Raw genomic sequence first — 22,361 nt, forward strand, 5'->3', positions numbered from 1 at the left:
ATTTAACCCACGGAGCCGTCGCCTGAAAAAAGTGCGAAAGATTCTGGACACTACCCCGAAGAGTACCTGACGAGCTCATTGTGAGGCCTTGATGCGGGCGGCATAGGCCCAGGGCATTAGGGCGTCGATGTCTTTGGCGAGGTGGGCGTGTGCGAGGCGGGTGAAGAGGTCGCACAGATAGGCGTAGGGCTCAACGCCGTTCATTTTACAAGTGCCGATCAGGCTGGCAAACCAGGGCCCGATTGCGGCCTCCTTCATCGTGCCCCGCAAAGAGCGCATTGCGGCGGTTCATGGCGGGGCGGCGGATCGCGTTTTCCACCAGGTTGGAGTCGATATCGAGGTGGCCGTCGTCCAGGAACAGCCGGAAGCCGTCCTGCCGCGTTAGCATATAGGCCAGGGCTTTTCCGAGGTCAGACTTGCGTGAGACGCGCTTGGCTTGCGCTGCCAGCCAGGTAAAGAACTCGTCCACCAGCGGGAGGGACAGGTCCTGTCGAACTGCCCGGCGATGTTCGGGATCGCAACCCCGGATACTGTCTTCGATCTTGTAGAGCGCGGCGATCCGCACCAGCGCCTCGTCGACGATGGGCGATCCACTCGTTGGCGTGGCCTTTCGATGCAGGTAACGATCCGCTGCATTGCCGACGGATCGCCGGAACGGATCAGCTCATCATCCGCACCATGCGGAAACGCCTTCCGCTTGACGGCCTTGCGGGCCGTCGCTTCGTGCGCCTTCAGGTCGGCGTGGCGCGCGTCGGAAATCTTCATGCGCTTTTCGTTGCGGGCAACGGGAAAACGGGCAGGGCCGGTAATAAACCAGTTCATGCAACGGCCCTCCGCCGCCCAATAGCGCCGCGTCAGATCGACGTGACGCCGCGCGAAGGCTTCGATTTCCGCCTCCGGAATTGGCGCACAGGCTTCGTCCCAAAGCTCCACCACATAAGCGGCAAACAGATTCAGCCGCTCTGCCAGGTCGGCAAGCTCGGTATTTGCGCGCCGGTCAGGAAAATGAGTGAGAGCATGAAACTGCGGTTCGATGTCCTCCGCCGCAAAGGTTGCGGCGAAGGTTCCTTCAACGATAGCGAGGATGTTGTTTTCGAAAGCTGCGATGATCATCACGCCTCTCCTTCGACAAGGGTCGGGGAACGCCGTTCAAAACGGAGCTGAAATCCCAAAAGCGCACCCGTTATGATCAAGCCGCGTGGCGTCAGCTCGTCAGCCGTCGCAAAGACGGGGTCCACCACGGGACGGCAGCACGTAAAATATGCTGATGCGTCCTCAAGACTGATCAGCGGGGAGGTGTAAGGTTCGCTTCCGTCACCACCGACGAGAACGAGTTTCCCGGCGAGCGGCTGCGGGTAGCCCTCAAAGAGCGCGAAGGCCGTCAGCCCGTCGCGCAAACCTTCTTCGTCCACGAACAGGGAATGTTTTTCATCGAAGCGCACGACCTCGATCAGGCGGCACGCGATCAGCTCGTAAAGTGGCTTGAAGCTAATTCCGTCTTGAAGCTTGACGGGCCGGAATAGCGTGGTTTCCGGGTCCAGCAGGTAAGCAGTCTTTGTCATGGTCTAGCCCTTTCTTTTCCGCGAAGCGGGTCTTTCTCGTGCCCGAAGGGGCCGGAGCCCCGCTCCTGCTCGCGAGCTCGCGCGGAGCAGCGGGAGAGTGGGAGGCAAGGGAAAAAACGGAGGGGGTTCGCCCGCCCGAGGCGTGAGCCGAAGGGGCGATGCGTGATCCGCGCATGCGGATCCGCGTCGATCCTGCACGGAACGCAGGCCGAAGGCCGAAGAGGAGGAAGGACGGGGAGACCGTTTTTTTGCTTGCGAGGAGAGAGGGCAGAGCCCTCTTTCCCTCTCTAGGGCAGACAAAGTCGGCCGCGATCGCGGCCGCCACCCGGAGAGGAAGGAGCCGTCCTTCCTTGTGGTCAGGACGGCTCCCGTGGTGTGACAAGAAGGGCTAGCGACTTGCCATCACCAACTCTGCATTGTCGTTGCCGGGATGCGCTATGCTTATTTCGTAGGCGGCTGTAAACGCCCTAGTTCGCCAATATGGTGCACTCATAATGACGTTCGGGCTACGAAGCAGCTGCGCGCCGATCGTCACCCGAATGGGCGGAGACCTATCGCCTTTACGCCGATCAGTTCAAGCGGCGGTTCAAATGGCTGCGCCCTGATTTATTCGTCGCGCAGCTGAAGAAGGATCTGACGACCGACAGCGCCCGACTTCTGAAAATTCTCGACGATTGCGAGGATTGGGACCATGCGAAAGATACCAAGCTTGCCGCGCTGATCGAGTTGCTGACCAAGAAGCATCCAAAAGAGAAGGTCCTTGTCTTCTCCCAGTTTGCCGACACGGTTCGCTACCTCGAACGGCGGCTGAAGGGTGCGGGCGTTAACGCGATGGCGGCTGTCTCAGGAGACACTTCAGACCCGACCAGCTTCGCCTGGCGTTTCAGCCCGGGCAGTAACAACAAGCGTGACAAGATCAAAATCGCCGAGGAATTGCGCGTCCTGATCGCGACCGATGTGCTCAGCGAGGGCCAGAACCTTCAAGACGGCGCGATCTTGGTGAACTACGACCTGCCTTGAGTACGACGTCGTTCTTGGCATGTTGGAGCGCCGCATCGATGGCGACCCGAGCAAGCAGAGTACGATGCGTCGCGTGCTACCGATATCCTGGCCAAGACAATCGAGCCGAATCCGATCCATAATGCCTTGATCCATTTGGGACAGCGGTTCGGCCAGACTCTTCTTGTACCTTACGCCATTCGACTGCTGGTCACTCGGGGATTACGGAGTGCTCGACCACGATGAAGAGGGTAAGAAATTCAAGCCGATCGACAATGCTGCCCAGGCATCGGCAATCTTGTCTGTGCTAGACAGGACGGTCGGAGGGGAGGAGGGGGCTATTATTCCGCATGGTCTCGAAGATGCACTTAGGCACATCACGCAGTTAGCGCCAAAGCTTGAGAAGGATGTGCGCTTTCAGAGGCTTCTCACCTTGAGCCGCCGATAAGCGCCATAATCAGGCGTGAGCGCCAGCGCCCTTTCCAAAGACCGCGGCGCCGGCGTCAGCATTAACGGCCGCCCGGGTGCGGTTGAGGCGGCGCGCACAACTCGCGCGGCCGCGGTCCTTTCGGAAGCCCGCGCGGATCGGGTGTCGGCGACACGATGAAATTCATCACCACGCCCATGCGGCAACGGAAACGCCGCCTCGCGATCCCCAACGCTCACCAGCTCAGCGGACAAATCGGTCAGCCGGTGCGCGACCAGATGCACGACGTCGCCTTCCCGCTGGATACGGCCGTAGACGCCGAGCATGCCGGCACCGAGCACGATGCGCCGGTATTTCTCGAACACTTTCACCCAGACGACGAGATTGGCGATGCCGGTCTCGTCCTCAAGGGTGATGAACATGGTCGCGGGGCAGCCTTATCCGACTACAATGGACGTGGAGTGCTCACGATCAAGGCGGAAGATTTGCCCCGTCGGGACAAAATTCCGCATTTACGCCAAGGAGACGAACAAGGAAGGCGGGAAACCTTTTCTATTCGAAGTCGTCAAGTTGACATAACCACCAGCGTTGGCCGCACAGACCGGCGGCCCTATTGCGCGAAGTATTTGGAATCGCGGTTATCGAAGGCAGGCCGGGTGCCTTCGAGGACATCGACGAGGTAGCGGTTGATTTCCGGGGATTCGATGGCGCCCATCGTGTAGATCACGGCATTGCGCGCCGAGCGGTCGATATGGGCGTGGATGATCTGCTCCGCGTCGCAGACGACAGCAATGTTGGGACTGTGCGTCACCATGATGATCTGGCGGCGCTTTTTAACGTCCTTGATGACGGGGATCAGCAGGCGGTAGACCGTCTGGCTGTCGAGGTTTTCCTCCGGCTGGTCGACGATGATCGGTTTATTGCTTTTATCGACGAGGAGATAGAAGACCAGCAGCAGCGTTCCACGCTCGCCGGGTGACAGGTGGCTCAAATCCTTGCCGTCGAGTTTGAGCGAGTATTCCGGCTCCAGGTAGCCGAACGTCCACAGGAAGTCATAGAGTTCTTTCACGGCGACGTTCTTGCGCAGTTGCGACGCGATGCCGGTCTTCGGCTTTTGGGGATTGCGCATGTCGTGCTGCAGGTACTGTGTCACGCGCTCGATAAAGGAGACTGTTTCGTCCGCGCTGTTAAAGTCGAAGTCAGCGCGCAGCTCTTCAAGTACCGCTCCGCCCTTCTCCTTTTGATAGAACGACCCTGCATTGCCCTGCGACACGTAGCGCTCAAAGAATTCAGTCTGGAAGGTGCGCTCGACGATGCTGCTTTCGAAGGTGAGCTTGAATCCTTCTTTAATTATGACGCTTCCGCTGATCAGCTCCTGAACGGAACTGAAAAGTTCCTTGTAAACGTCGCGGATAGCGGCCACGCATTTGTGGATATCCACGGCGATGGCTTTGCGCTGTTCCTGGAGCGCGGCGATATCGACGGGCAGCGTTGTAGCGATATAGGAAAGCTGCGCTTCATACCATTTAAGGGTGTCTGCCTTCTCGGCATCGCCTTCGATAGCCTGTGACTTTTCCTGCCACAAGCGCAGGTCTTCGTTGTAGCGCTGGTATTGCTTGTTGGGGGCGTCGAGCTGGTCCTGGAGCGCGTTGATGCGATCAAGACACGCGCCCTTTTGAGCGGTAACGCCCGTCGCGGTTTCCGGGGCGAGGTCCGTGTCAACAACGGTCTTTTGCGCGGTCAGGGCCTCCAGCGCCTTCGCAAGGACGGTTTTGTCCACGGTGAGCGTCACGATGGATTTGAAATCGAGCGCCAGTTTTTGCAGGTCGGCGGCCGTCTCGCGTTCGAGCCGGGCATATTCAGCCTCGAAATTATCGATCTTGCCTTCGAGTTTCCGGGCGATGGCAATCTTCTCGGTCAGGGTTTTCTGCAGCGCCTGCTGCTGGACAATTTTGGCGTCGAGGTCGTTCAGCGTGGTCCGCTCCGCCGCGAGTTTTTCTGCGATCGCCTCATAAGCGGCCTTGTGTTCCGCGCTTACATTGCCGGGCTGCTCGACCGTTGCGGGCCTGTTCTCCTGATGCGCTTTCAGTTCCTGCTGCTTGAGCTTGAGCTTGGCGTCGAGCTGCGCGGCATGATCCGCCGTCGCCTTATCCTCCAGGCGCACCAGATCGCCGTTGATGCGGGAAACCTCGCGGCGGGCGCTCTCGATCTGCCCCTTCAGTTCCTCGGTCTTGTACTCGATCAGCTCGTCGAGCGTTTCCTTGTCGAGGCGGTCAGCGTCGCTGATGTGGGAGAAGATCACCTTGCGCAGTTCGAGCTGGAATTCGCTCTGCTGGCCCGGTTCGGTTTCGGTGCAGACCTTTTCAAGGTAGGTTTGCGGGATGTAACGCACTAGCTCAACGCCGTTTGTATCAGGCCTCGCGTTCAGCGACGCCGTGCTTTCGGTGCCGTCTTTCCAGACCGGTCGGACCTCGAATTGTTTTGCGAGCCTGCCGTTCTTTTCGCAGAACCGCTGCTTGGTCAGGAACGAGAAGTGCGCCGTGTCGCAATGAGTGTTTCCGGCAAGGGCCAGGACATCGGCAAGCGCGCTCTTGCCGCTGCCCTTGTTGCCGATAATGGCAACCATGTCGGCGTTGAGCGGCAACTCGCAGTCGAACCATGATTCCGGTGTGTCGGCGTCCGGCGTTTTGGTGATGTGAAGCCGGTCAATATAGCGGGTCGCGTTGGCCCGCACCCCTTCCAGCTTGGGCGGCAACTTGCCGATGAAAACTCGGTCTTCGGGTTCATTGATGATCTGACGCAGGCCGCTGAAGGTCGGGTCGGCCTTGATCCAGCAATATTTGTCTGTCGGTTGTGAATTGTGATCCTTCAGCTTCCCGAGTTCGTCATTGACGTTGTGCGAGTCACTCCCCTTGATGCAGGGCTTCCGGCACCGGAACCAGCCTCGGTATTGCTCCTCGGTATAGCTGGTCTCCTTCCACAGGAAGAAATCAGCCTGCTTTTTGTTCGACGAGCCGAGGATATCGGCGTTGTAGATCAGGTTTTCCTTGAAGAGCTTGTCGGTGGACGGGTTGATGCCATCGATGCCGCCATACTCGTCATAAGGCAGCCAGATCAGGAAGCGGTCCTTGAAAACGCCGTCGCTCCGCAGCGCCTGGATCATGGTATTGAAATCAACCGATACGTCGTCGAGCAGGAACTGGCTGTCACTGTAGCGGCTGCCGATGGAGCTGTCCTTGACGCGCTGGTTCTTTAGGAACGTCTCGATGTTCTCGGGATCAATCGCGGGATCGAATATAAGATGGAAATTGATGCGCTGGCCCGTGCCCTTCTTGTTCATCAGCACGTTGGTCATACGGCATTCGACCACCGGCATCAGCATCTTAGAGCGCAGCTTTTCAAGGGATTCCCGGTAGGCCTTGTTGCCTTCCGTAGCAGCGCCCGGATCATCGAGGCGGCGCTTCACTTCCCGGTAACCGGCGACAGAGAAATAGTCGTTGATACCGATCACATCGCAGTCGGCATTCCCGAGTTGGATAATGAAGCCGTTCCAGTCCCCTTGAAAATTGTGGGAGGCGGGGGTGGCCACTTTCGCCATTCAGCACCGCGCGGCCAAGGATTCGTGGTCATACATACCCCTAGTATTGTTTTCCGAGCCCCAATGGCTGACTATACGGTCAGCCCGCAATATAGATGAGTCGTTTCAGTAGTTGGGGTAGCAACGGAGGCAATTAACAACCTTCGGCATGCGGATCGCCAGATTATTCGAAGTTTTTATCCACAGGGTGCTCTCCGCTTTGCGCGGATCGGGCTCTATGGCTGCGCCACGGAGTCGTTGTTTCCGCCATTCCCGATAACGATCCCTGGCACAGTGGGAAGTCGGGCGGTCGTTCGGGCACCGGGAAGGGGTCAGGTGGGCGCCTCCCTCCTCGGCACGCTTTCTACCGGCAGGCAGGGCCGCGTCTGTTCGCGGGGCATTGGCCCCGCTCAGGCCGCAACCCGGCCCGCCCTGAAATCGCACCGACCCGGACCTGCTCTCGGCGAGGGCCAGGGGTGCTGCCGCACCGCCACCAAGGCATCCCCGGCTGAACGCCAGAATGAGAGCTTGGGATATTCACCTCCCTGCGGTTCGCGATTTCAGAGAATTTTTAGTATTTTACTATACTTTCGGGCGCTAAAATACTGCGCTACAGAAAATTCGCATTTATCGCGAATTTCCGTGATATTATTAAACTATGGATTCGCACGCCTTGCCGCCCGGAAGAGCCCGCCTGGCCGCCGTCATGAAGACGGCGGGAGCTGTCGTACGCATCGAGCATGCTGAAAAGGCCCTGCATATTTCACGGACCGAGGCCGCCAAACAACTGTCCCGCTGGGCAGGACAGGGATGGCTCAGAAGGGTCGGCGTCGGTGCCTATGTGCCCGTGCAACTGGAATTTCTGGATGCTGACCAAGTCGTCGAAGACCCGTGGATTCTGGTGCCCGTGCTGTTTGACCCAGCCTATATCGGCGGCCGGACCGCTGCCGAGCATTGGGACCTGACCGAGCAGATTTTCCGCGACATCGTCGTCTACACCGCCCGGCGTGTGAACCGCCCGGTAGTCGAGCGGCAGGGTGCCGTGTTTTCAGTGAGGCATACGCGAAAAGAGCAGATATTCGGCACCCAGGCCGTCTGGCGCGGCCAGACGAAAATCGACGTCTCGGACATTCACCGCACCATCGTCGATATGCTCGACGATCCTGCTGCCAGTGGCGGCATCCAGCATGTGGCCGACTGTTTCGGCCAGTACATGCGCCGCCCCGACCGGGATATGGCAAAGCTCGTCAGCTATGCCGTACGGCTCGGCAACGGCGCTGTCTTCAAGCGACTCGGTTTTCTGGCCGAGCGCCACAAAGACGGCGGTGAGCTTGCCGCGGCGAGTAAGGAACACCTGACCAGGGGCAACGCGCTATTGGACCCGGCACTTGCTTGCCCGCGCCTGATAACGCGCTGGCGCTTGCGCGTACCCGACAGCTGGGTCAGCGGGCCGGCGCATGATCGGTAAGCGCGAAATTCTTGATACGGCTGCGCGGGTCGGCCTCAACCCGAGCGTGGTGGAAAAGGACTACGCGCTCGGCTGGGCGCTGGCCGGCATCTTCGCGCACCCGGAGATAGCCGACAGCTGGGTATTCAAGGGCGGAACCTGCCTCAAGAAATGTTTCTTTGAGACCTATCGGTTCTCGGAAGACCTCGACTTCACGCTGCTTGATCCCGCCCATCTTGACGAAGCCTTTCTCAAAAGGGTTTTCGGGGAGGTGTCGGCATGGATTTATGAGCGTACCGGCCTTGAGTTCCCGGCGGATCGCCAGGATTTCGAGATGCTGACCAATCCGCGCGGCAACCCCAGCTGCCAGGGCAAGCTCAGCTATCGCGGACCCGTGTCGTCGAGTTCCGGCGGGCTGCCGCGGGTCAAGCTCGACCTGACCGCCGACGAACACATCGTTCTGCCACCCGTGCGCGTGCCCATCTTTCATCCCTACACGGATGCGCCCGAAGACGGCATCACCGTTCTGTCGTATGCTTACGAAGAGGCTTTCGGGGAAAAGGTCCGCGCGCTGGCCGAGCGGACACGACCGCGCGATCTCTATGACGTGGTCAACCTTTACCGCAACACCGAAGCGCGGCCTGCCGCAACCGTGCTAATGCATGTGTTGCGCCAGAAATGTGACTTCAAGGGCATCGCAGTGCCGCGCGCGGGCGATCTTGACGGCCATCGCGGCGATCTTGAGGGGGCGTGGGGTCACATGCTGGGGCACCAGCTTCCCGCGCTGCCGCCGGTCGATGTGTTCTGGAGCGTCCTGCCCGAATTCTTCGCATGGCTCGAAGGAGGTTCCGCGCCGGTCATCCCTGCGGCCTATGCAAGCGCGTCCGGGGAGATATTGATCCGCCAGCGCGCGCTCCGGCTACCCATTGGGCTTCCGGGTCAATCCGCTCTTGAAATCATCCGCTTCGCAGCTGCCAACCGCCTTATTGTCGAACTGCATTACCAGGGCGGCACCCGACGCATCGAGCCGTATTCGCTCCGGCAGACCCAGGACGGCAATGTCGTTCTGCACGCCTGGAATATCGACCGTAACGAGCACCGCAGCTACCGTGTCGATCGGATAGAAGGAGCTCGGAGCACCAACCAGACTTTCACGCCGCGCTACGCCGTTGAACTGACTCCGTCCGGCCCCGTCTTTATCCCGCCGACTGCTCATACTGCGGCTCCCCCGATCGCGGCGCCATCATTCCGGCCTGCGCGCCCGGCTGCGCCGGGTCGGGTAGCACAGCCCTCGTTCGGTCCGAACTATGTCTATCAGTGCCCCTACTGTCAGAAAAGGTTCAAGCGCAAGTCGATGACAGCTACGCTTAACGCCCACAAAGGAACCAACGGATACGCGTGCCCGGGGCGCAGCGGTATGTACGTAGGGACCGAATATTGAGCTGGTTACGTGGACCAGGCTACGGCAAGGCAGCCTAATTCGAGCAGGAGGTTTGTAGGGAAGTGGATTCATTCTCGTCGTCAGAACAGCGGTTCTGCGAAATCATCAGAGGAAAGGACCGCGCGCTGCGCGATTTCCTCAGTGGATCGAGGCTGCCCGATCATATAGATGCCCAGACATGGCTCACTTATTTGACCGGCATCAAATCCGCATTGGGAAATCTGAATAATGATCTGGCATTCGTAGCGACCTTGCTCGTAAAACGCTATTTGCAGGACCGCTTCGGCATCTTAGACTTCGATGCCGCCGGAAAGGCCCAGGGTGCTGCGGGCGTCGACATCGAAGCCATAACTAAGGACGGGAAGCCGATTGTCGGCGAGTTGAAGACGACCAAGCCGTACGAGCCCGGCTTCGGCGCTCAACAACGGACGATGATGCTGAAGGACTTGAAAAGATGGCAGCTTCTGATGCGGCCCATCGCTTCATGTTTGTTACGGACCCGGATGCCTTCACGGCTCTGTGCAAACCCGGTTTTGCTAATCGTGTCCCGGGCGTCGAGATTGTTGATCTTGTAACTGGCCGGACATTTCTCTGCGAAGGTCCGCAAGTATGAGCAAATCCCCGATCGTTGGCAAAAGCACTTCTTTCCCTTTTCAGGTTGCGATAGCGTGCTGGATTGATCTGCTCGGTTATGGCCGGATGATCGCGGATGCGGGTTTCAATCCGCTTCATCTCAACGCAAAGAAAGCGATCACGAGAATCCGCAGATTTCACCAGACTGTTGCGGAACACAGCGCGCACCATTTTCCTACGCTGGTGATGAATGACGGGGCGGTCGCCTACCGCGATCTATCCATGAGAAGCCGGTCCGTGACCCATGACTTCCTAACCCGGTCGTGGCGTCTCTTTGAAGCCATTAAGGCCGAGGACCAAAAGCTGGGCCATCCGGGTGCACGCCTTGTGCTGTCTTGTGGCTTCAGAATGCGAGGCCGCCGCGCCGGCCTCGATGCATCACGAAGCCATTTCGAGTCGATCATCACCCGTTTGCAGGACGGTGCGATCGATGCGCAGCAAGCCGTCCATGAGGCGGCGGCGATGCGCCCCCGCTTTGACATCGTACCTCAACTCCAGGCGAATTTCGCTTTCACGAAAGCATACGTCGCTGAATCATCGGGCACGGGTGGAGGCCTACCCGGCCCGAATTTCTATCTCGACCTCATCCTTTTTGGGCACAGCCGGCCCCAGTGGCTAGAACTAGGGCCGGCTATTGAATGGGCGTGCCCGAGGCTGAAATTGGAAGCGAAGTTCGCCTCCGTGCAAGCAATTCCCAAACTGGCTTATCCGGCTGGCGGCCCAATAGATATTTTGGATGGTCACGGCATTGCCCGGTTGCTGGCTAATGACCCTGATGTCCTGATGGCTTTGCATACCGCTGGAAAAACCTAATTTTCTGGTTTTCACCAATGCGATTAGGGCATCTTCGGAAAGCGCCTGTTCCCCGCTCACCAGCCAATAGAGCGCATGCGTATCGAGCAGAACTCCCGGCAATGACCCGTCAGCCCTTGCGCTTCAGAGTCTGGGAAGCGATGGGCTTGGTCAGGTCGACACCCTTCTTGATCTTCAACTTGCTACCTTTCAACGAGCCAGCGCCGCGCACGGTGACGAATTTCCCCGTCTTCGCGTTGCGTACCGTCGCCGTCGATTGTGTCGTTGTTTTTGCCATGAGGCATATATAGCGCGTTTTCTCGCTCATCGCGAGGGCGGCGCGCCTCGCTGCGTCAAGGAATTGCCGCCTGCATCTTCAAAAAATCCGCTAAAATCACGCCGATATGACAATGCCGACCTACATTGAGCCCTGCCTTCCGAAGCTGGTCGAGCTTGCTCCGACTGGCGAGAGATGGATCCATGAAATCAAGCACGATGGGTATCGGCTTGCGGTCCGGATCGAGGCCGGCGACGTCCGGCTTTTGTCACGACGCGGCCTGAATTGGACGTCTCGCTTTCCGCTCGTCGATCAGGCAGCGCGCGCGCTGCGCCAGAAATCTGTCTACATTGACGGCGAGGTCGTCAGCGATGGCCCTGACGGAATATCCAATTGGCCGCCTCTGCACGCCTGCGCCAGCGCCGGGCGTTGCCCTGACGCCTCGCTATGGGCGTTTGATTTGCTCTTTCTGGGCGGCAAGGATCTGCGAGCGCTTCCCGCTCGTCGAGCGAACGAGAATGCTCGCCGAGATCGTTGCCCCTCTTACCGGGCGGAATCCGCTATGTCGAGTTTCTGGAGGGCGACGGTTGTACCATCTTCGAGCACGCGTGCGCTCTCGGGCTCGAGGGGATCGTCTCAAAACTTCGCGACAGCCGCTACCGATCCGGGAAATCCGACGCCTGGCGGAAAACGAAATGCGAACAACGAAGTGAATTCGTTGTCGCCGGTTTCATCCCCAATAGCGGCAATAAACGCGGCGTCGGCGCGCTTGTCCTTGCCGAGCTGATCGGGGGCGAGCTGAAGCCTGCCGGCAAAGTCGGAACTGGCTGGACGATGAAACTCGCCACTGAGCTTGCTGCAGCACTCGAAATCATCGTGCAGCCAGACCCTCCATTCGCAAGGCCACCGCTGCGCAAACTCTTTCCTGGCGTCAGGTGGGTCCGGCCGCTCGTCACCGTCAACGTCGCCTATCGCGGCCGCACCGGCGACGGCCTTTTGCGGCATCCTTTTAAGTCAGTGGCCAGCGTGCAATGATGATTACAGGGCATAATCCCTCAGCCTCAATTAGCTAGCTTTCGTGTTTCTGACCAATGCGCCGCTGAGGATCCGATTTCCAGATAACGGCCCAAGGAGCGCAGGTAGGCGACGATCTCAAGTATCAGGAAATCGCGATCGCCGTAGGTCTCTTCGATCTGCGCCAGTTTAGGCAACGCCACTTCCAACTCACTTTCGGTAAGTTCGGCGTCTCCAAACAGGTACATGTCGTGGCCGACGGCGCAGATATCGCAGCCCGCTTCGATGACAGCCTCAACAAAGGCTGGGATCTCATCTTCCTTCATGAGGCGCTTCGGTGGTGCAGTCATAGGTCCTCCTATCCGGTTGCGGCTGCGGCCTTCACGACAGCCACGAGACGACGGCGCACATCGGCGGACGCAAGTTTGCGAAACGCCTGATTAAGGGCGATACCCTCAGCCGACAAAAGAAAGTCAATGAGGTCGCGTTCCATCCCCGATCCTCCAATGAGTTCCGGCGTCGATTCTAGCGGATCAAAGAAAAAAGAGACAGGCACTTCCAGCGCGTCGGCAACCGCCTGAAGGCGGCTGGCACCGACGCGGTTCGTGCCTTTCTCGTACTTTTGAACCTGCTGGAAGGTCAGGCCAAGCTTATCGGCGAGCGTCGTCTGGCTCATTCTTAGGATTCTGCGCCGTATGCGAATTCGGCTACCGACTTCAACATCTGTCGGGTGCGGTTTCTTCTTCTCCAAACATAATCTCCTATTTCGTTGCGCCACGGCGATGATCAGGGCGCGGCTTGCGCCGCGCCCTGATCATCGCCGTTCTCCATTGCTTTATCTGCAAATGTTGCAGAAAGCCGAGAATAGCCGTCAGGGTCGGACCGTCGAACAGTTCCAGCTTGTCGATGATCGATTTTCGGACTTCGGCCTCGCTCTCTGCTTCGCCCCAAAGATGCGGTACGACGGGATACAGGATCTCCACCGGCGAAATTTGCAGTACCTCGCAAATGTGGAGCAACCGGCTGACCGTCAGTCGGGACACGGCGTTTTCGTACCGGTTACAAACCTGGTCGCTAAGCCCAAGCATCGGCGCAAGTTTCGAGCGCGGGATTTCCGCCGGTCGCGAGCGTTGCGTAAGCTGATACTGATTTTCTTTTCGATTCGGCGCTTAACTCCAGTTCGCCGAAGCTGGGTTTGCGATAGACCGGCTTGTCAAAATGCGGATCGTGAATCTGCTGCAAACCGAGATGAAATATCCATTCTTCGAAAGTCGGACCTGCCATTTCTCCTGCCGATTGCTGTTGTTCGTTTTTCTATGTAACCGATTTGGGTGTGTCGATGCACCTTCGAATCTGGTGGATATGGCAAAATTATAGGGCGCGTCGCTTTGCGAAACCGCTCTATGCCTCTGGCACGGAGCCCGCCTACGGCCGGTCTCTGCGGCACGCGCGCGAAAGGCTGCCTCATCGCGCAGATCAAGCATTTCAGAATCCTGCGTATTCTCGTCCTCACCTTCCGAAAACAGTTCGGCGTCGGCGCTCTGATCGTCGACATCCTCGTCATAGTTCGCGGTGTCCAATAGCCCAGCATCTTGCGTGCCGAGCGGCAGAGGAAGATCGTTCTCGATGGCGTGCAGGAAGATGTAGTTTCGAAGGATATGACGCTCCAGCGATTGCTGAAACGCCTCACCGCTGCTTTCCAGCCGCTTGAAGAGGTTGGTACGGCAGAATCCCATGAGGCGCTTGCCCGCGCGAGAAAGGTCATCGAGCTGCTTCGCCTCATTCGGCGTGGGTGGCTTGTGCGGTTTGGGGGCGACATAGTTCCCGAGGCCGTAGCGCGGCAAATGCATCTGGTTAATGGCATCGACGACCGGCGCAGCGTAGAGCCTCGCATATTGACGTAGATCATATATGGGTCGAGCGTCTCCTCCCGCGCCCAACTCTCCTCAATGACCTCGATTAGTTCGTCGGTGATATCGATGCACCAGCGATCAGAGGTGGTTCGGTTTGTCTGAACAGTTTCGGGCGTTTTGCTAAGTGTCTGTTCAAGAATGGCTGGCGGTCGTGGGGTTGAGTGAAGGGCGGCAATCAGATTCTTTGTATTTTGCGACAAATACGGAGAGATCGAATGGCCTGGACACCCTTCACCCGGCGTCATCATGACAGAAGCCGCATGCGCTACGCAAGCGATCTGACTGACCGTGAGTGGGGCCTGATCGAACCCTTTATGCCAAGGCAGCCTCGACTGGGCCGCCGACGCAAGACGTCGCTTCGGGCGGTGATGGACGCGATTTTCTATCTGCTGCAGTCAGGCTGCCAATGGGCATTGCTGCCGCATGATTTTCCACCGAAGAGCACGGTCTATCATTATTTCAAGCGGTTCTGCCGGGACGGGACGTGGCGTCGTATCCATGACGCGCTCTACTGCCGGACGCGGCGGCTTGAGGGGCGCGAAGAACAGCCGTCATTTGCCATCATCGATAGCCAATCGGTGAAGACCGGCCCAGATGCCCGTCTCGATATCGGATACGACGCAGGCAAGAAGATCAAGGGCCGCAAGCGGCACATTCTGGTTGATACCCTGGGCATGCTTCTGAAAGCGGAGGTTCATTCGGCAGGTATTCAGGATCGTGATGGAGCAGCACTTGTTTTCGACAGGCTCGTCAACCGCTTTCCATTCATCGAGAAAATTTGCGGCGATGGCGGGTATCAGGGCCCGACAGTCGAAGAGGCCAGTCCGCGATCGATGGAAATCGTCAAACGCAATCAGGCCGGCTTTCAGGTGCTCCCGAAGCGATGGATCGTCGAGCGGACGTTGGCGTGGCTCGGCATAAACCGCCGAATGGCAAAGGATTTCGAGCGCTTCTCTGGCACAAGCCTCGCCTTCATTCAGACCGCTATGATCAAGCTAATGACAAGAAGGCTCGCTCGATATCCGCTTTCTTGAACGGACTCTAAGTGGATTTCCGCCTCGATTATGCTGCTGCCAGGATTGGCATCAGCGCATTGAAGTAAGCCTGATCCGGCGTTTGCCGGTCAAGCGATGAATGTGTGCGTCGTTGGTTGTAAAAGCTTATATAACGGCCAATCCCGGCACGGGCCTCCGGCACGCTTTTGTAGGCGTGGAGATAAACCTCCTCATATTTGATCGACCGCCAGAGCCGCTCGACGAAGACGTTGTCGCGCCACGCACCCCTGCCGTCCATCGAGATGTCGATCTCCGCCTTCTTCAGTACCGCCGTGAAGTCGATGGAGGTGAACTGCGATCCCTGGTCCGTGTTGAAGATGCCCGGCTTTCCATACCGAGCAAGCGCTTCCTCGACGGCCTCGATACAGAAAGCCGTCTCCATCGTGATCGACAGCCGCCACGACTGAACCAATCGACGACAGCGCAGAGATAGACGAAGCCCCGCGCCATTGGGAGTGGAGTAAGAAGCGCAGATGCGCTTCTCCTCCCCGAACCGTACGTGCACCTTTCAGCGCATACGGCTCTCTATTCAAGCTTGGCCCATGGCCATAGCAATATCTTGATAGTGCGAGGTGACGGTGCTGCGGTTTGCGACCCGGAAGATGTACGGGTTCTCCTCCGGATTACGCCAACGGAATTGCGCCTTTGGGCTTGAGACAAGCCGTTGCAGCGCTTTTCCGACGGGTTCGCCGCGTTCATTCCGACCAAACACGAGCCAGGTTTTCGCCTTGCCCGGTTCTGGGACCCGGTACCATTTCCGCATCAGAGGTTTGATGCGAGATCGGTATTTGTGCCCCAGCCAATGCGCCATTTTCCAGAACACGACATGGTCGATGCGCCGGAATACGTACGCCGTGAAGTCGGTGAACTTGTAGAATGCCGCCCATCCCACCAACTGGCGGTTCAGGCTGGCGATCATATCGACCGTGCTGACACTATGATTGCCGGAAAGGGTTTCGGTAAGTCTGCGAGCAAACCCCTTGGCCTTTTCCTTGGGTATCGTCGTGACGACGGACATCCGTCCGTGTGCCCCTCGCTTGCGAATGATCCGGTGCCCCAGAAAGACGAAGCCGTCATTGACGTGAGTGACATGGGTCTTGTCCATGTTCATCGTCAACTTCAACTCCCCTTCCAGAAACGCCCGGCATTCCTCACGGATTTCCTCTGCCTGTGCCTTGGTTCCTTTTACGATCACGACGAAGTCGTCAGCGTATCGGCAATAGGCGACGGCCGGTTTCCATTGCCGGTTCTCTCGAACCGTAATGGGGCGGCCCTGCTTGATGCCGAAGTTCCATGCCCATCGGTCCTTGCGGGCCTTGTTGCTCAGATATTTCGCCTCCAGCCAGGCATCAAACTCATGGAGCATGATGTTGGACAGGAGCGGTGACAGAACGCCACCTTGCGGAACACCCTCCCTGGAGGCCATGAACAGGCCACGATCAATGTGGCCTGCCTTCAGGAGCCGCCAGAGAAGATCGACGAAACGCCCGTCCTGCACCCGTCGCCGCACAGATTTGAGAAGCAGCCGGTGATGGACCGTATCGAAGTAGCTTGCTAAATCACCTTCGATGATCCAGCGGCCCCTCGTCGTGTCGGTTCCATCCTGTAGCTGTATCCTCACGGTGCGGACGGCGTGATGCACGCTCCGTTCCGGCCGGAAGCCATAGGATAAACGATGGAAATCGCTCTCCCAGATTGGCTCCATGGCCATCAGCATGGCGCGTTGGACGATGCGATCCGTCAGGGTCGGAATACCCAATGGTCGTAGCTTGCCGTTGGATTTCGGGATATAGATGCGCTTGACCGGCTGAGGACGATAACTCTCCTCCAGCAGGCTTGTCCTCAGGTCGTCCAGATGTTGATCCAGTTTGACCTGAAGTCGTTGCTTGTCCATTCCGTCGATGCCCGGTGTTCGTGCGCCGCTTGACGCCAAAACGATCCGAGCAGCCTCAGCAAGCCATTCCCGGTCGGCAATCAGCCGAAGAAGCCGATCGAACCTTCGGTTCGGATCGTGTTCGGCCCATGTTGCGAGCTTGTGCTGCATTTCGCTGATTATCAAAGGTCTTCACCTCGCTTGGTCAGATAGTTTGCACTTCAAGCAGTTTGAACTGTTCCCCTTCGCCATGTGGCAGGCTTTCCCTGCTGCGGACTACTACGAGAACTCCGCCAACATGATGGACATCAGGGTCAACTCCCTTGCGACGCAGAACTCCGTTGTCATTCCATCATGCCTTCCCTCGTTCATATGCTGGACGTCTGCGTATTGGTGAGGCTGCCGGTCGCAGTCTTTTCCCTTGCTTTCCGCAAGTCGATGCCGATGCCATGGTCTGGCTGCGTTCTCCCCATGGCTGCCACGGACAGCCTACATTTGCGTCCGTGTTGGGATGACGCTGGCTTACATCTCAGGCGTCATCATCAGCATTTCGCCTGTTAAGCCGTGTAGGCGAAGGCGACATTCCAGCCCTCAGATGCGAGTGAACCGGTTCGTGTTCCTCAACCTTCCAATACTTCAGCCTCGGGAACCATCTTGGCGTAACGACTTCGCCTCAATCCCCTTTACCTGCGGGCTACGTCACCCTGCCAGTTGACAGCAGGTCACCGCCGCTTGGGCTCATGCCCCCTCACAGCAGGGGACAGGCAATTCTTCACATCCTCCTTTCTCTTTGCATTCCAGTCATATGCCTCCCCGATTGGGGCGAGGCGCACTGTAGCTGATGTCCATAGCCCAGACCTGATTGGGTCTGGTGACCGCCAGCTTGCGCAGAAGATACGGATAGACCTTGTGACCAGGTGCCGGCTTAGACGTGTTGGGACGACGGTAAATCGCCTCAATGCCCATCTTCTTCATCAGCGTCGCGACGTGAAGCCGTCCTGTCTGAAGTCCTTCCGCCTTCAAAAGCCCCTGCAACATCCGGCTTCCGGCAAATGGAAAGTCGAGATGCAGTTCGTCGATCCGCCGCATCAGGGCCAGATCGCCGTCTGACACAGGACGCGGCGAATAATAGACAGTGCCACGACTGAACCCGAGAAGCTTCGCTTGGCGGACGACCGACAGTTTGTGCCCGCGGTTGATCATTTCTTTCCGCTCAGCAATCCCGCTTTGCCGAGCGCACCGGATAAAAAATCATTCTCCAGCGTCAATTCTCCAATCTTGGCATGGAGTATTTTGATATCGACAGTGGGGGCCGCCGGTTCCGCCTTGGCCTCATCACCGAAAACGTCGGTCGCCCCCTCAAGGAGCTGGTCTTTCCATTGCTTGATCTGATTGGTGTGCACGTCGAACTGCTGGGATAATTCCACCAGCGTCTGTTCGCCCCGGATGGCTGCGAGCGCCACCTTCGCCTTGAAAGCCGGGCTGTGGTTCCGGCGCGGTCGTCTCGTCATGCTATCTCCTGTTTCCGGCATCTAAGCCAAATTCAGGCAGAAATTCCACTTATACCGGCTGTTCAAATTTCCCGAGCCAGGTGTCGTGCGCATGATGGCTTTGTCGTTCCACTGCCGTTGGGTTTCCACGCCAAGATGCGCACGGGTTTCGGCGAAGGTGACCTCGATCTGCCAGCGCCGAACGAAGTAGGCAATGATCTGAGCGGGCTCAAGGTTGACGTTGGTGCTCATGAACGCCTGGGGTTCACGACGGCCTGACGGGTCTCGAACGAGAACCCAGCGAATTGGTCTCGGGGGCGTTCCACGCCGATACCAGAGGCCGGTTCCTGAGGTGACATCAAGGGTTTGTCGGTTTGCTTGCCGTACCAAGAGGATGCGACGATGCGTTGCCACTCGGTCTTCGTGTCTTTGAGGAGCGTTTTCAGTTTCGGCAATGGCCTGCCTTTTTGCGCCGGTCGCCCCAGAGTATGTTCGTGCCTCTGATCCGGTGGAGCAAAGAGACTGGCATCCAGACGCAACCGCGTGATGAGAGTGGCCGTGCCGGGCAGAGCCGCAGCCAGTGTATGAACGGCAAAGCTGCTATCGCCGACAAAGATGATTTCGCGGTCCGGCAGCCAGCGGCAAAGCTGCAAGACGCCTTGCCTTGCCCAATCCGTCAGCAGCTTGTGCTTTCGGCCCTTCTTCTGATCATGACGCTCAGAGGGGCACAGGATCGTCAACACCGGCAGGGCTTTGATGCATTTGGCCCATGGGACAGGGGAAAGGACCATGAAGCTCAACCAGCGCAGGCCGCTTGCCTTGACGAAGTGCCCGTGGCTTGAGCGCACCGGGTCACGATAAATGCCACGAGCGGCGATGCGTTGGCCCCAACGCCGTTCGATTGTATCGTCCATCCCGATCACGACGGGGCCAACGGGCACGAACCTGGCAACGATGATGGATAGCAGGCGGGCCGCCAACAGGCGGGGGTTCCAGCGGGCGCGGTTTAGGAGTTGATGATAGGCGGCAAAATTGCTTGCCTTCGCACGACCGGTAATCCGCAAGCAGGCCGTCACAGTTCGCTTGCCAGGCGAAAGAAGCGCACCCATCACCAGGACCAGCAGATGCTCCCAACTCGGCGCGGTAAACCAGAAACGAAATGGCGACAGCCATTGGCGAAGGATGTGGGGGACCGCGTCTCCCGGCTCACTGCTACGATCATGTTGTTGTTCGCTCATCCATCCGTTCGAATCCGACCAAACGAAAGGTGCAAGGCCGAAACCTGCGGCGAATTGATTCACCCGAGCTGCTCAGCAGCGCCCGAAATCACAACCGATTTTGTACAAAGTCGAGCTTAGAAAGCGTCGAAGAAAGGCAGATCACGACGATCGAAGCTTTAGATACCGTCGCGCATGGGAAGGCGCTTCAGGATGCGTGGATCGAGCTTGAGGTCCCTCAATGCGGTTACTGTCAGTCAGGGCAGCTGATGTCTGCCGCCGCATTGCTAAACGAAACGCCGAAACCGACCGACGACGACATCGACAATGCGATGTCAGGCAACGTCTGTCGCTGCGGGACGTATCAGCGCATTCGCGCCGCCATCAAGCGGGCAAGCGCATAACGGGAGAGAAGATCATGTCGAACAGTGCTTTCAGCCCGCGATTGAACCGGCGTCATTTCCTGAAGGCAAGCGTTGTGGTTGGCGGTGGTCTCGTCGTCAATCTCGCCCTTGGCGCAGGCTTTCCTGCAGTCGCCGCGGACTTCACTCCCAATGCTTTCATTCGCATCGACCGCAAAGGCCTCGTCACGCTCGTCATGCCGCAAGTGGAAATGGGCCAGGGAATCTACACCGCCCAGGCTATGCTGCTCGCCGAAGAGCTGGAAGTCGCACTCGATGATGTGAAGCTCGAACATGCGCCCGTTAACGAGGCCCTGTACGGCCATCCGATGTTCGGGCGCCAGATGACGGGTGGCTCCACGTCGATACGTGCGTTCTGGACACCCTTGCGGACGGCTGGTGCGACGGCCCGCACCCTGCTCATCCAGGCCGCAGCAAGGGAGTGGAATGTGGATCCCGCTACCTGTCGCGCCGAGGATGGCTTCGTTCTCGACGAGAGCGGGACGAGGAGGCTGGTCTATGGGGAGCTGGTCGGCATTGCTGCGACGCTTCCTGCTCCCGCCCCGGAAACCGTAACGCTAAAGTCTCCGGAGGATTTCAAACTCCTGGGAAGGTCGGCAAAGCGGCTGGATACGCCGGGAAAGGTCGACGGGTCGCTCAACTATGGCATCGACGCATTTCCCGATGGCCCAGGATTGCCGTGATCGCCATATCTCCGGTTCTTGGCGGCAAGCCGAAATCGGTAAACGTGCAGGCTGCGCTCGCAATCAGTGGGGTGCGCCAGGTGGTGATGACGGACGAGGCCGTGGCAGTCGTGGCGGATCACACGGGAGCGGCCAAGAAGGGGCTTGAAACAGCTTCGATCGAATGGAATGACGGTCCCAACGCGCAGGTGTCCAGCGCCGACATCGTACGGCATCTGGAGCAGGAATCCTTAAAGCCCGGCGCCATAGCACGCAGTGAAGGGGATGTGACAACGGCGCTGGCAAGCGCGGCGCAGCGGATCGATGCCGTTTACCAATTGCCTTTTCTTTCCCACGCGGCAATGGAGCCGATGAACTGCACGGTGCACGTGCGCGAGGATGCCTGCGAGCTTTGGTCGGAACCCAGAACCTCTCTGCAGCCAAAGCGGCTGCCGCGGCGGTCACCGGCCTAGAGCCGGAGAAGATAATCATCAACAATCACATTGTCGGCGGCGGTTTTGGCCGCCGTCTCGAAGTCGACGGCATCGTCCACGCCGTGAAGGTTGCGATGCACGTCGACAGCCCGGTCAAGGTCATCTGGAGCCGTGAGGAAGATATTCAGCATGGCTACTACCGCCCGTACTACTACGATCGAATGTCAGGCGCGATTGACGAACAGGGGAACCCTGTCGCCTGGATGCATCGTGTCTCCGGGTCGTCGATTTTTGCCCGGATCGCGCCAGCCGCGATGCAGAACGGCGTGGATCCCGATGGCGTGGAGGGGGCGGCCCATCCACCATACAAGTTTCCAGCAATCCAGGTCGAGTTCAACCAGGTCGAGCCGCAAGGCGTTCTTACGAGTTGGTGGCGCGGCGTGGGCCCCTCCCACAACGTCTTTATGGTCGAAAGCTTCATCGATGAACTCGCCGCTGCGGCGAAGGCCGATCCGGTCGAATACCGCAAACGGCTGCTGACGGAAAACCCTCGTGCGTTGAGGGTCTTGGAACTGGCTGCGGAGAAGGCCGAGTGGGGCAAGCCTCTTTCTGCCCGGCAGGGCCGCGGTGTCGCCGTGCAGTTCGCGTTCGGCTCTTATCTCGCAATAGTTGCCGACGCCACTGTCGAGGCTGACGGCGCTGTTAGGGTCACACGTATCGTGACCGCTGTGGACTGCGGACTGACAGTGAACCCCGATACGATTGCGGCCCAGATGGAAGGTGGCGCGTTATACGGCCTGACGGCGGCTCTATATGGCGCGATTACCCTCCACGACGGCCGCGTCGAGCAAAGCAATTTCCACGACTACCTGCCGCTTCGTATCGGTGAGGCGCCACATGTCGAAACTCACATCGTTCAAAGCGCAGAGCCGCCAGGTGGAATAGGCGAAGCGGCGACTTCGGCGGTGTTTCCAGCCGTCACCAATGCGATCTTCGCGGCAACAGGGAAGCGTGTACGAACGCTGCCGGTCAGTCCCGAAGACCTGAGGAAAGCCTAGACGTAGTCCGGGACCAATGAGAGGGCTGGCGACCCCTACGCCCGCAAAACGCGCAATGTGGAGGCCAG

At 58.5% G+C, this 22,361-nt stretch carries 18 protein-coding genes and 7 pseudogenes; 11 read left to right on the plus strand and 14 right to left on the minus strand.

What is annotated here, in order from left to right; all coding sequences use genetic code 11:
- Nucleotides 1-75: 75 nt before the first annotated feature.
- Both N2599_RS37260 and N2599_RS37265 read right to left on the minus strand, forming a co-directional pair.
- A pseudogene (locus N2599_RS37260) lies at nt 76-610 on the minus strand (IS66 family transposase); the annotation flags it as partial.
- Nucleotides 611-1,112: 502 nt separating this feature from the next.
- A complete protein-coding gene (locus N2599_RS37265; RefSeq protein WP_027513729.1) occupies nt 1,113-1,562 on the minus strand; it encodes a DUF3846 domain-containing protein in 450 nt (149 codons plus the stop codon).
- 717 nt (nt 1,563-2,279) lie between these two features.
- On the opposite strand from N2599_RS37265, the gene N2599_RS37270 reads away from it, so the two are divergent.
- Nucleotides 2,280-2,582 carry a helicase-related protein gene (locus tag N2599_RS37270; protein WP_260308687.1) on the plus strand — a complete coding sequence of 101 codons (303 nt, stop codon included), beginning with the start codon at nt 2,280-2,282 and terminating at the stop codon, nt 2,580-2,582.
- Between the two features lie 488 nt (nt 2,583-3,070).
- Here the strand turns inward: N2599_RS37270 and N2599_RS37275 are convergent.
- Nucleotides 3,071-3,410, minus strand: a pseudogene (locus N2599_RS37275) (OB-fold nucleic acid binding domain-containing protein); the annotation flags it as partial.
- A gap of 188 nt (nt 3,411-3,598) precedes the next feature.
- Nucleotides 3,599-6,618: pseudogene (locus N2599_RS37280) on the minus strand (TrlF family AAA-like ATPase).
- 653 nt (nt 6,619-7,271) lie between these two features.
- On the opposite strand from N2599_RS37280, the gene N2599_RS37285 reads away from it, so the two are divergent.
- The 4 genes from N2599_RS37285 to N2599_RS37300 all read left to right on the plus strand — a co-directional run bounded on the left by N2599_RS37285 (nt 7,272) and on the right by N2599_RS37300 (nt 10,899).
- Nucleotides 7,272-8,033: a type IV toxin-antitoxin system AbiEi family antitoxin domain-containing protein gene (locus tag N2599_RS37285; RefSeq protein ID WP_209444092.1), complete on the plus strand. Its 762-nt coding sequence runs from the start codon at nt 7,272-7,274 to the stop codon at nt 8,031-8,033.
- A complete protein-coding gene (locus N2599_RS37290; RefSeq protein ID WP_051336852.1) occupies nt 8,023-9,453 on the plus strand; it encodes a nucleotidyl transferase AbiEii/AbiGii toxin family protein in 1,431 nt (476 codons plus the stop codon). Before N2599_RS37285 ends, N2599_RS37290 begins: the two co-directional genes overlap by 11 nt.
- Nucleotides 9,454-9,515: 62 nt before the next feature.
- Nucleotides 9,516-10,028, plus strand: coding sequence for a hypothetical protein (locus N2599_RS37295; protein WP_027513724.1), 513 nt, complete (start codon nt 9,516-9,518; stop codon nt 10,026-10,028).
- Between the two features lie 34 nt (nt 10,029-10,062).
- On the plus strand, nt 10,063-10,899 hold the full coding sequence (locus N2599_RS37300) for a hypothetical protein (protein ID WP_051336851.1): 837 nt from the start codon (nt 10,063-10,065) through the stop codon (nt 10,897-10,899).
- A gap of 109 nt (nt 10,900-11,008) precedes the next feature.
- On the opposite strand, the gene N2599_RS37305 is transcribed toward N2599_RS37300, so the two are convergent.
- Complete coding sequence (locus N2599_RS37305) at nt 11,009-11,206, minus strand: hypothetical protein (RefSeq protein WP_027513722.1); 198 nt, start codon at nt 11,204-11,206, stop codon at nt 11,009-11,011.
- A gap of 82 nt (nt 11,207-11,288) precedes the next feature.
- Between N2599_RS37305 and N2599_RS38125 the strand changes: the two are divergent.
- A pseudogene (locus tag N2599_RS38125) lies at nt 11,289-11,645 on the plus strand (ATP-dependent DNA ligase); the annotation flags it as partial.
- A gap of 44 nt (nt 11,646-11,689) precedes the next feature.
- Nucleotides 11,690-12,190, plus strand: coding sequence for an ATP dependent DNA ligase (locus N2599_RS37310; RefSeq protein WP_027513721.1), 501 nt, complete (start codon nt 11,690-11,692; stop codon nt 12,188-12,190).
- A gap of 26 nt (nt 12,191-12,216) precedes the next feature.
- On the opposite strand, the gene N2599_RS37315 is transcribed toward N2599_RS37310, so the two are convergent.
- Genes N2599_RS37315 through N2599_RS37330 form a run of 4 tightly spaced genes read right to left on the minus strand, consistent with a single transcriptional unit; the run spans nt 12,217 to nt 13,453 of the window.
- Nucleotides 12,217-12,519: a Y4lK-related protein gene (locus N2599_RS37315; RefSeq protein WP_037144213.1), complete on the minus strand. Its 303-nt coding sequence runs from the start codon at nt 12,517-12,519 to the stop codon at nt 12,217-12,219.
- 8 nt (nt 12,520-12,527) lie between these two features.
- Entirely contained in the window at nt 12,528-12,920 is a 393-nt protein-coding gene (locus tag N2599_RS37320; protein WP_027513720.1) for a helix-turn-helix domain-containing protein, read from the minus strand.
- A gap of 10 nt (nt 12,921-12,930) precedes the next feature.
- Nucleotides 12,931-13,257, minus strand: a complete 327-nt coding sequence (locus tag N2599_RS37325; RefSeq protein ID WP_245209334.1) for a helix-turn-helix domain-containing protein — start codon at nt 13,255-13,257, stop codon at nt 12,931-12,933.
- Nucleotides 13,244-13,453 (minus strand): hypothetical protein, encoded by a 210-nt coding sequence (locus N2599_RS37330; protein WP_051336849.1) that lies wholly within the window; start codon nt 13,451-13,453, stop codon nt 13,244-13,246. Before N2599_RS37330 ends, N2599_RS37325 begins: the two co-directional genes overlap by 14 nt.
- A 119-nt stretch (nt 13,454-13,572) precedes the next feature.
- On the opposite strand from N2599_RS37330, the gene N2599_RS37335 reads away from it, so the two are divergent.
- Together N2599_RS37335 and N2599_RS37345 are read left to right on the plus strand one after the other, a co-directional pair.
- Nucleotides 13,573-13,752 carry a hypothetical protein gene (locus N2599_RS37335; protein ID WP_027513719.1) on the plus strand — a complete coding sequence of 60 codons (180 nt, stop codon included), beginning with the start codon at nt 13,573-13,575 and terminating at the stop codon, nt 13,750-13,752.
- A gap of 545 nt (nt 13,753-14,297) precedes the next feature.
- Entirely contained in the window at nt 14,298-15,116 is an 819-nt protein-coding gene (locus tag N2599_RS37345; RefSeq protein WP_087003020.1) for an IS5 family transposase, read from the plus strand.
- A gap of 28 nt (nt 15,117-15,144) precedes the next feature.
- Here the strand turns inward: N2599_RS37345 and N2599_RS37350 are convergent.
- From N2599_RS37350 to N2599_RS37370, 5 genes and pseudogenes are all read right to left on the minus strand, one after another.
- Nucleotides 15,145-15,602 (minus strand): annotated as a pseudogene (locus N2599_RS37350) (transposase); the annotation flags it as partial.
- A gap of 64 nt (nt 15,603-15,666) precedes the next feature.
- A complete protein-coding gene (gene ltrA / locus N2599_RS37355; protein WP_027513924.1) occupies nt 15,667-17,196 on the minus strand; it encodes a group II intron reverse transcriptase/maturase in 1,530 nt (509 codons plus the stop codon).
- A gap of 648 nt (nt 17,197-17,844) precedes the next feature.
- Nucleotides 17,845-18,521 (minus strand): annotated as a pseudogene (locus N2599_RS37360) (IS3 family transposase); the annotation flags it as partial.
- Between the two features lie 21 nt (nt 18,522-18,542).
- On the minus strand, nt 18,543-18,752 hold the full coding sequence (locus N2599_RS37365) for a hypothetical protein (protein ID WP_260308672.1): 210 nt from the start codon (nt 18,750-18,752) through the stop codon (nt 18,543-18,545).
- Entirely contained in the window at nt 18,749-19,738 is a 990-nt protein-coding gene (locus N2599_RS37370; RefSeq protein ID WP_260308673.1) for an IS701 family transposase, read from the minus strand. Before N2599_RS37370 ends, N2599_RS37365 begins: the two co-directional genes overlap by 4 nt.
- Before the next feature lie 29 nt (nt 19,739-19,767).
- Here N2599_RS37370 and N2599_RS37375 point away from each other — a divergent pair, with 29 nt between their 5' ends.
- A complete protein-coding gene (locus tag N2599_RS37375; RefSeq protein WP_084606784.1) occupies nt 19,768-20,121 on the plus strand; it encodes a (2Fe-2S)-binding protein in 354 nt (117 codons plus the stop codon).
- A gap of 14 nt (nt 20,122-20,135) precedes the next feature.
- Nucleotides 20,136-22,293: pseudogene (locus N2599_RS37380) on the plus strand (xanthine dehydrogenase family protein molybdopterin-binding subunit).
- Nucleotides 22,294-22,361 lie beyond the last annotated feature (68 nt).

The sequence above is a fragment of the Rhizobium sullae genome (assembly GCF_025200715.1).
GTDB lineage: Bacteria > Pseudomonadota > Alphaproteobacteria > Rhizobiales > Rhizobiaceae > Rhizobium > Rhizobium sullae.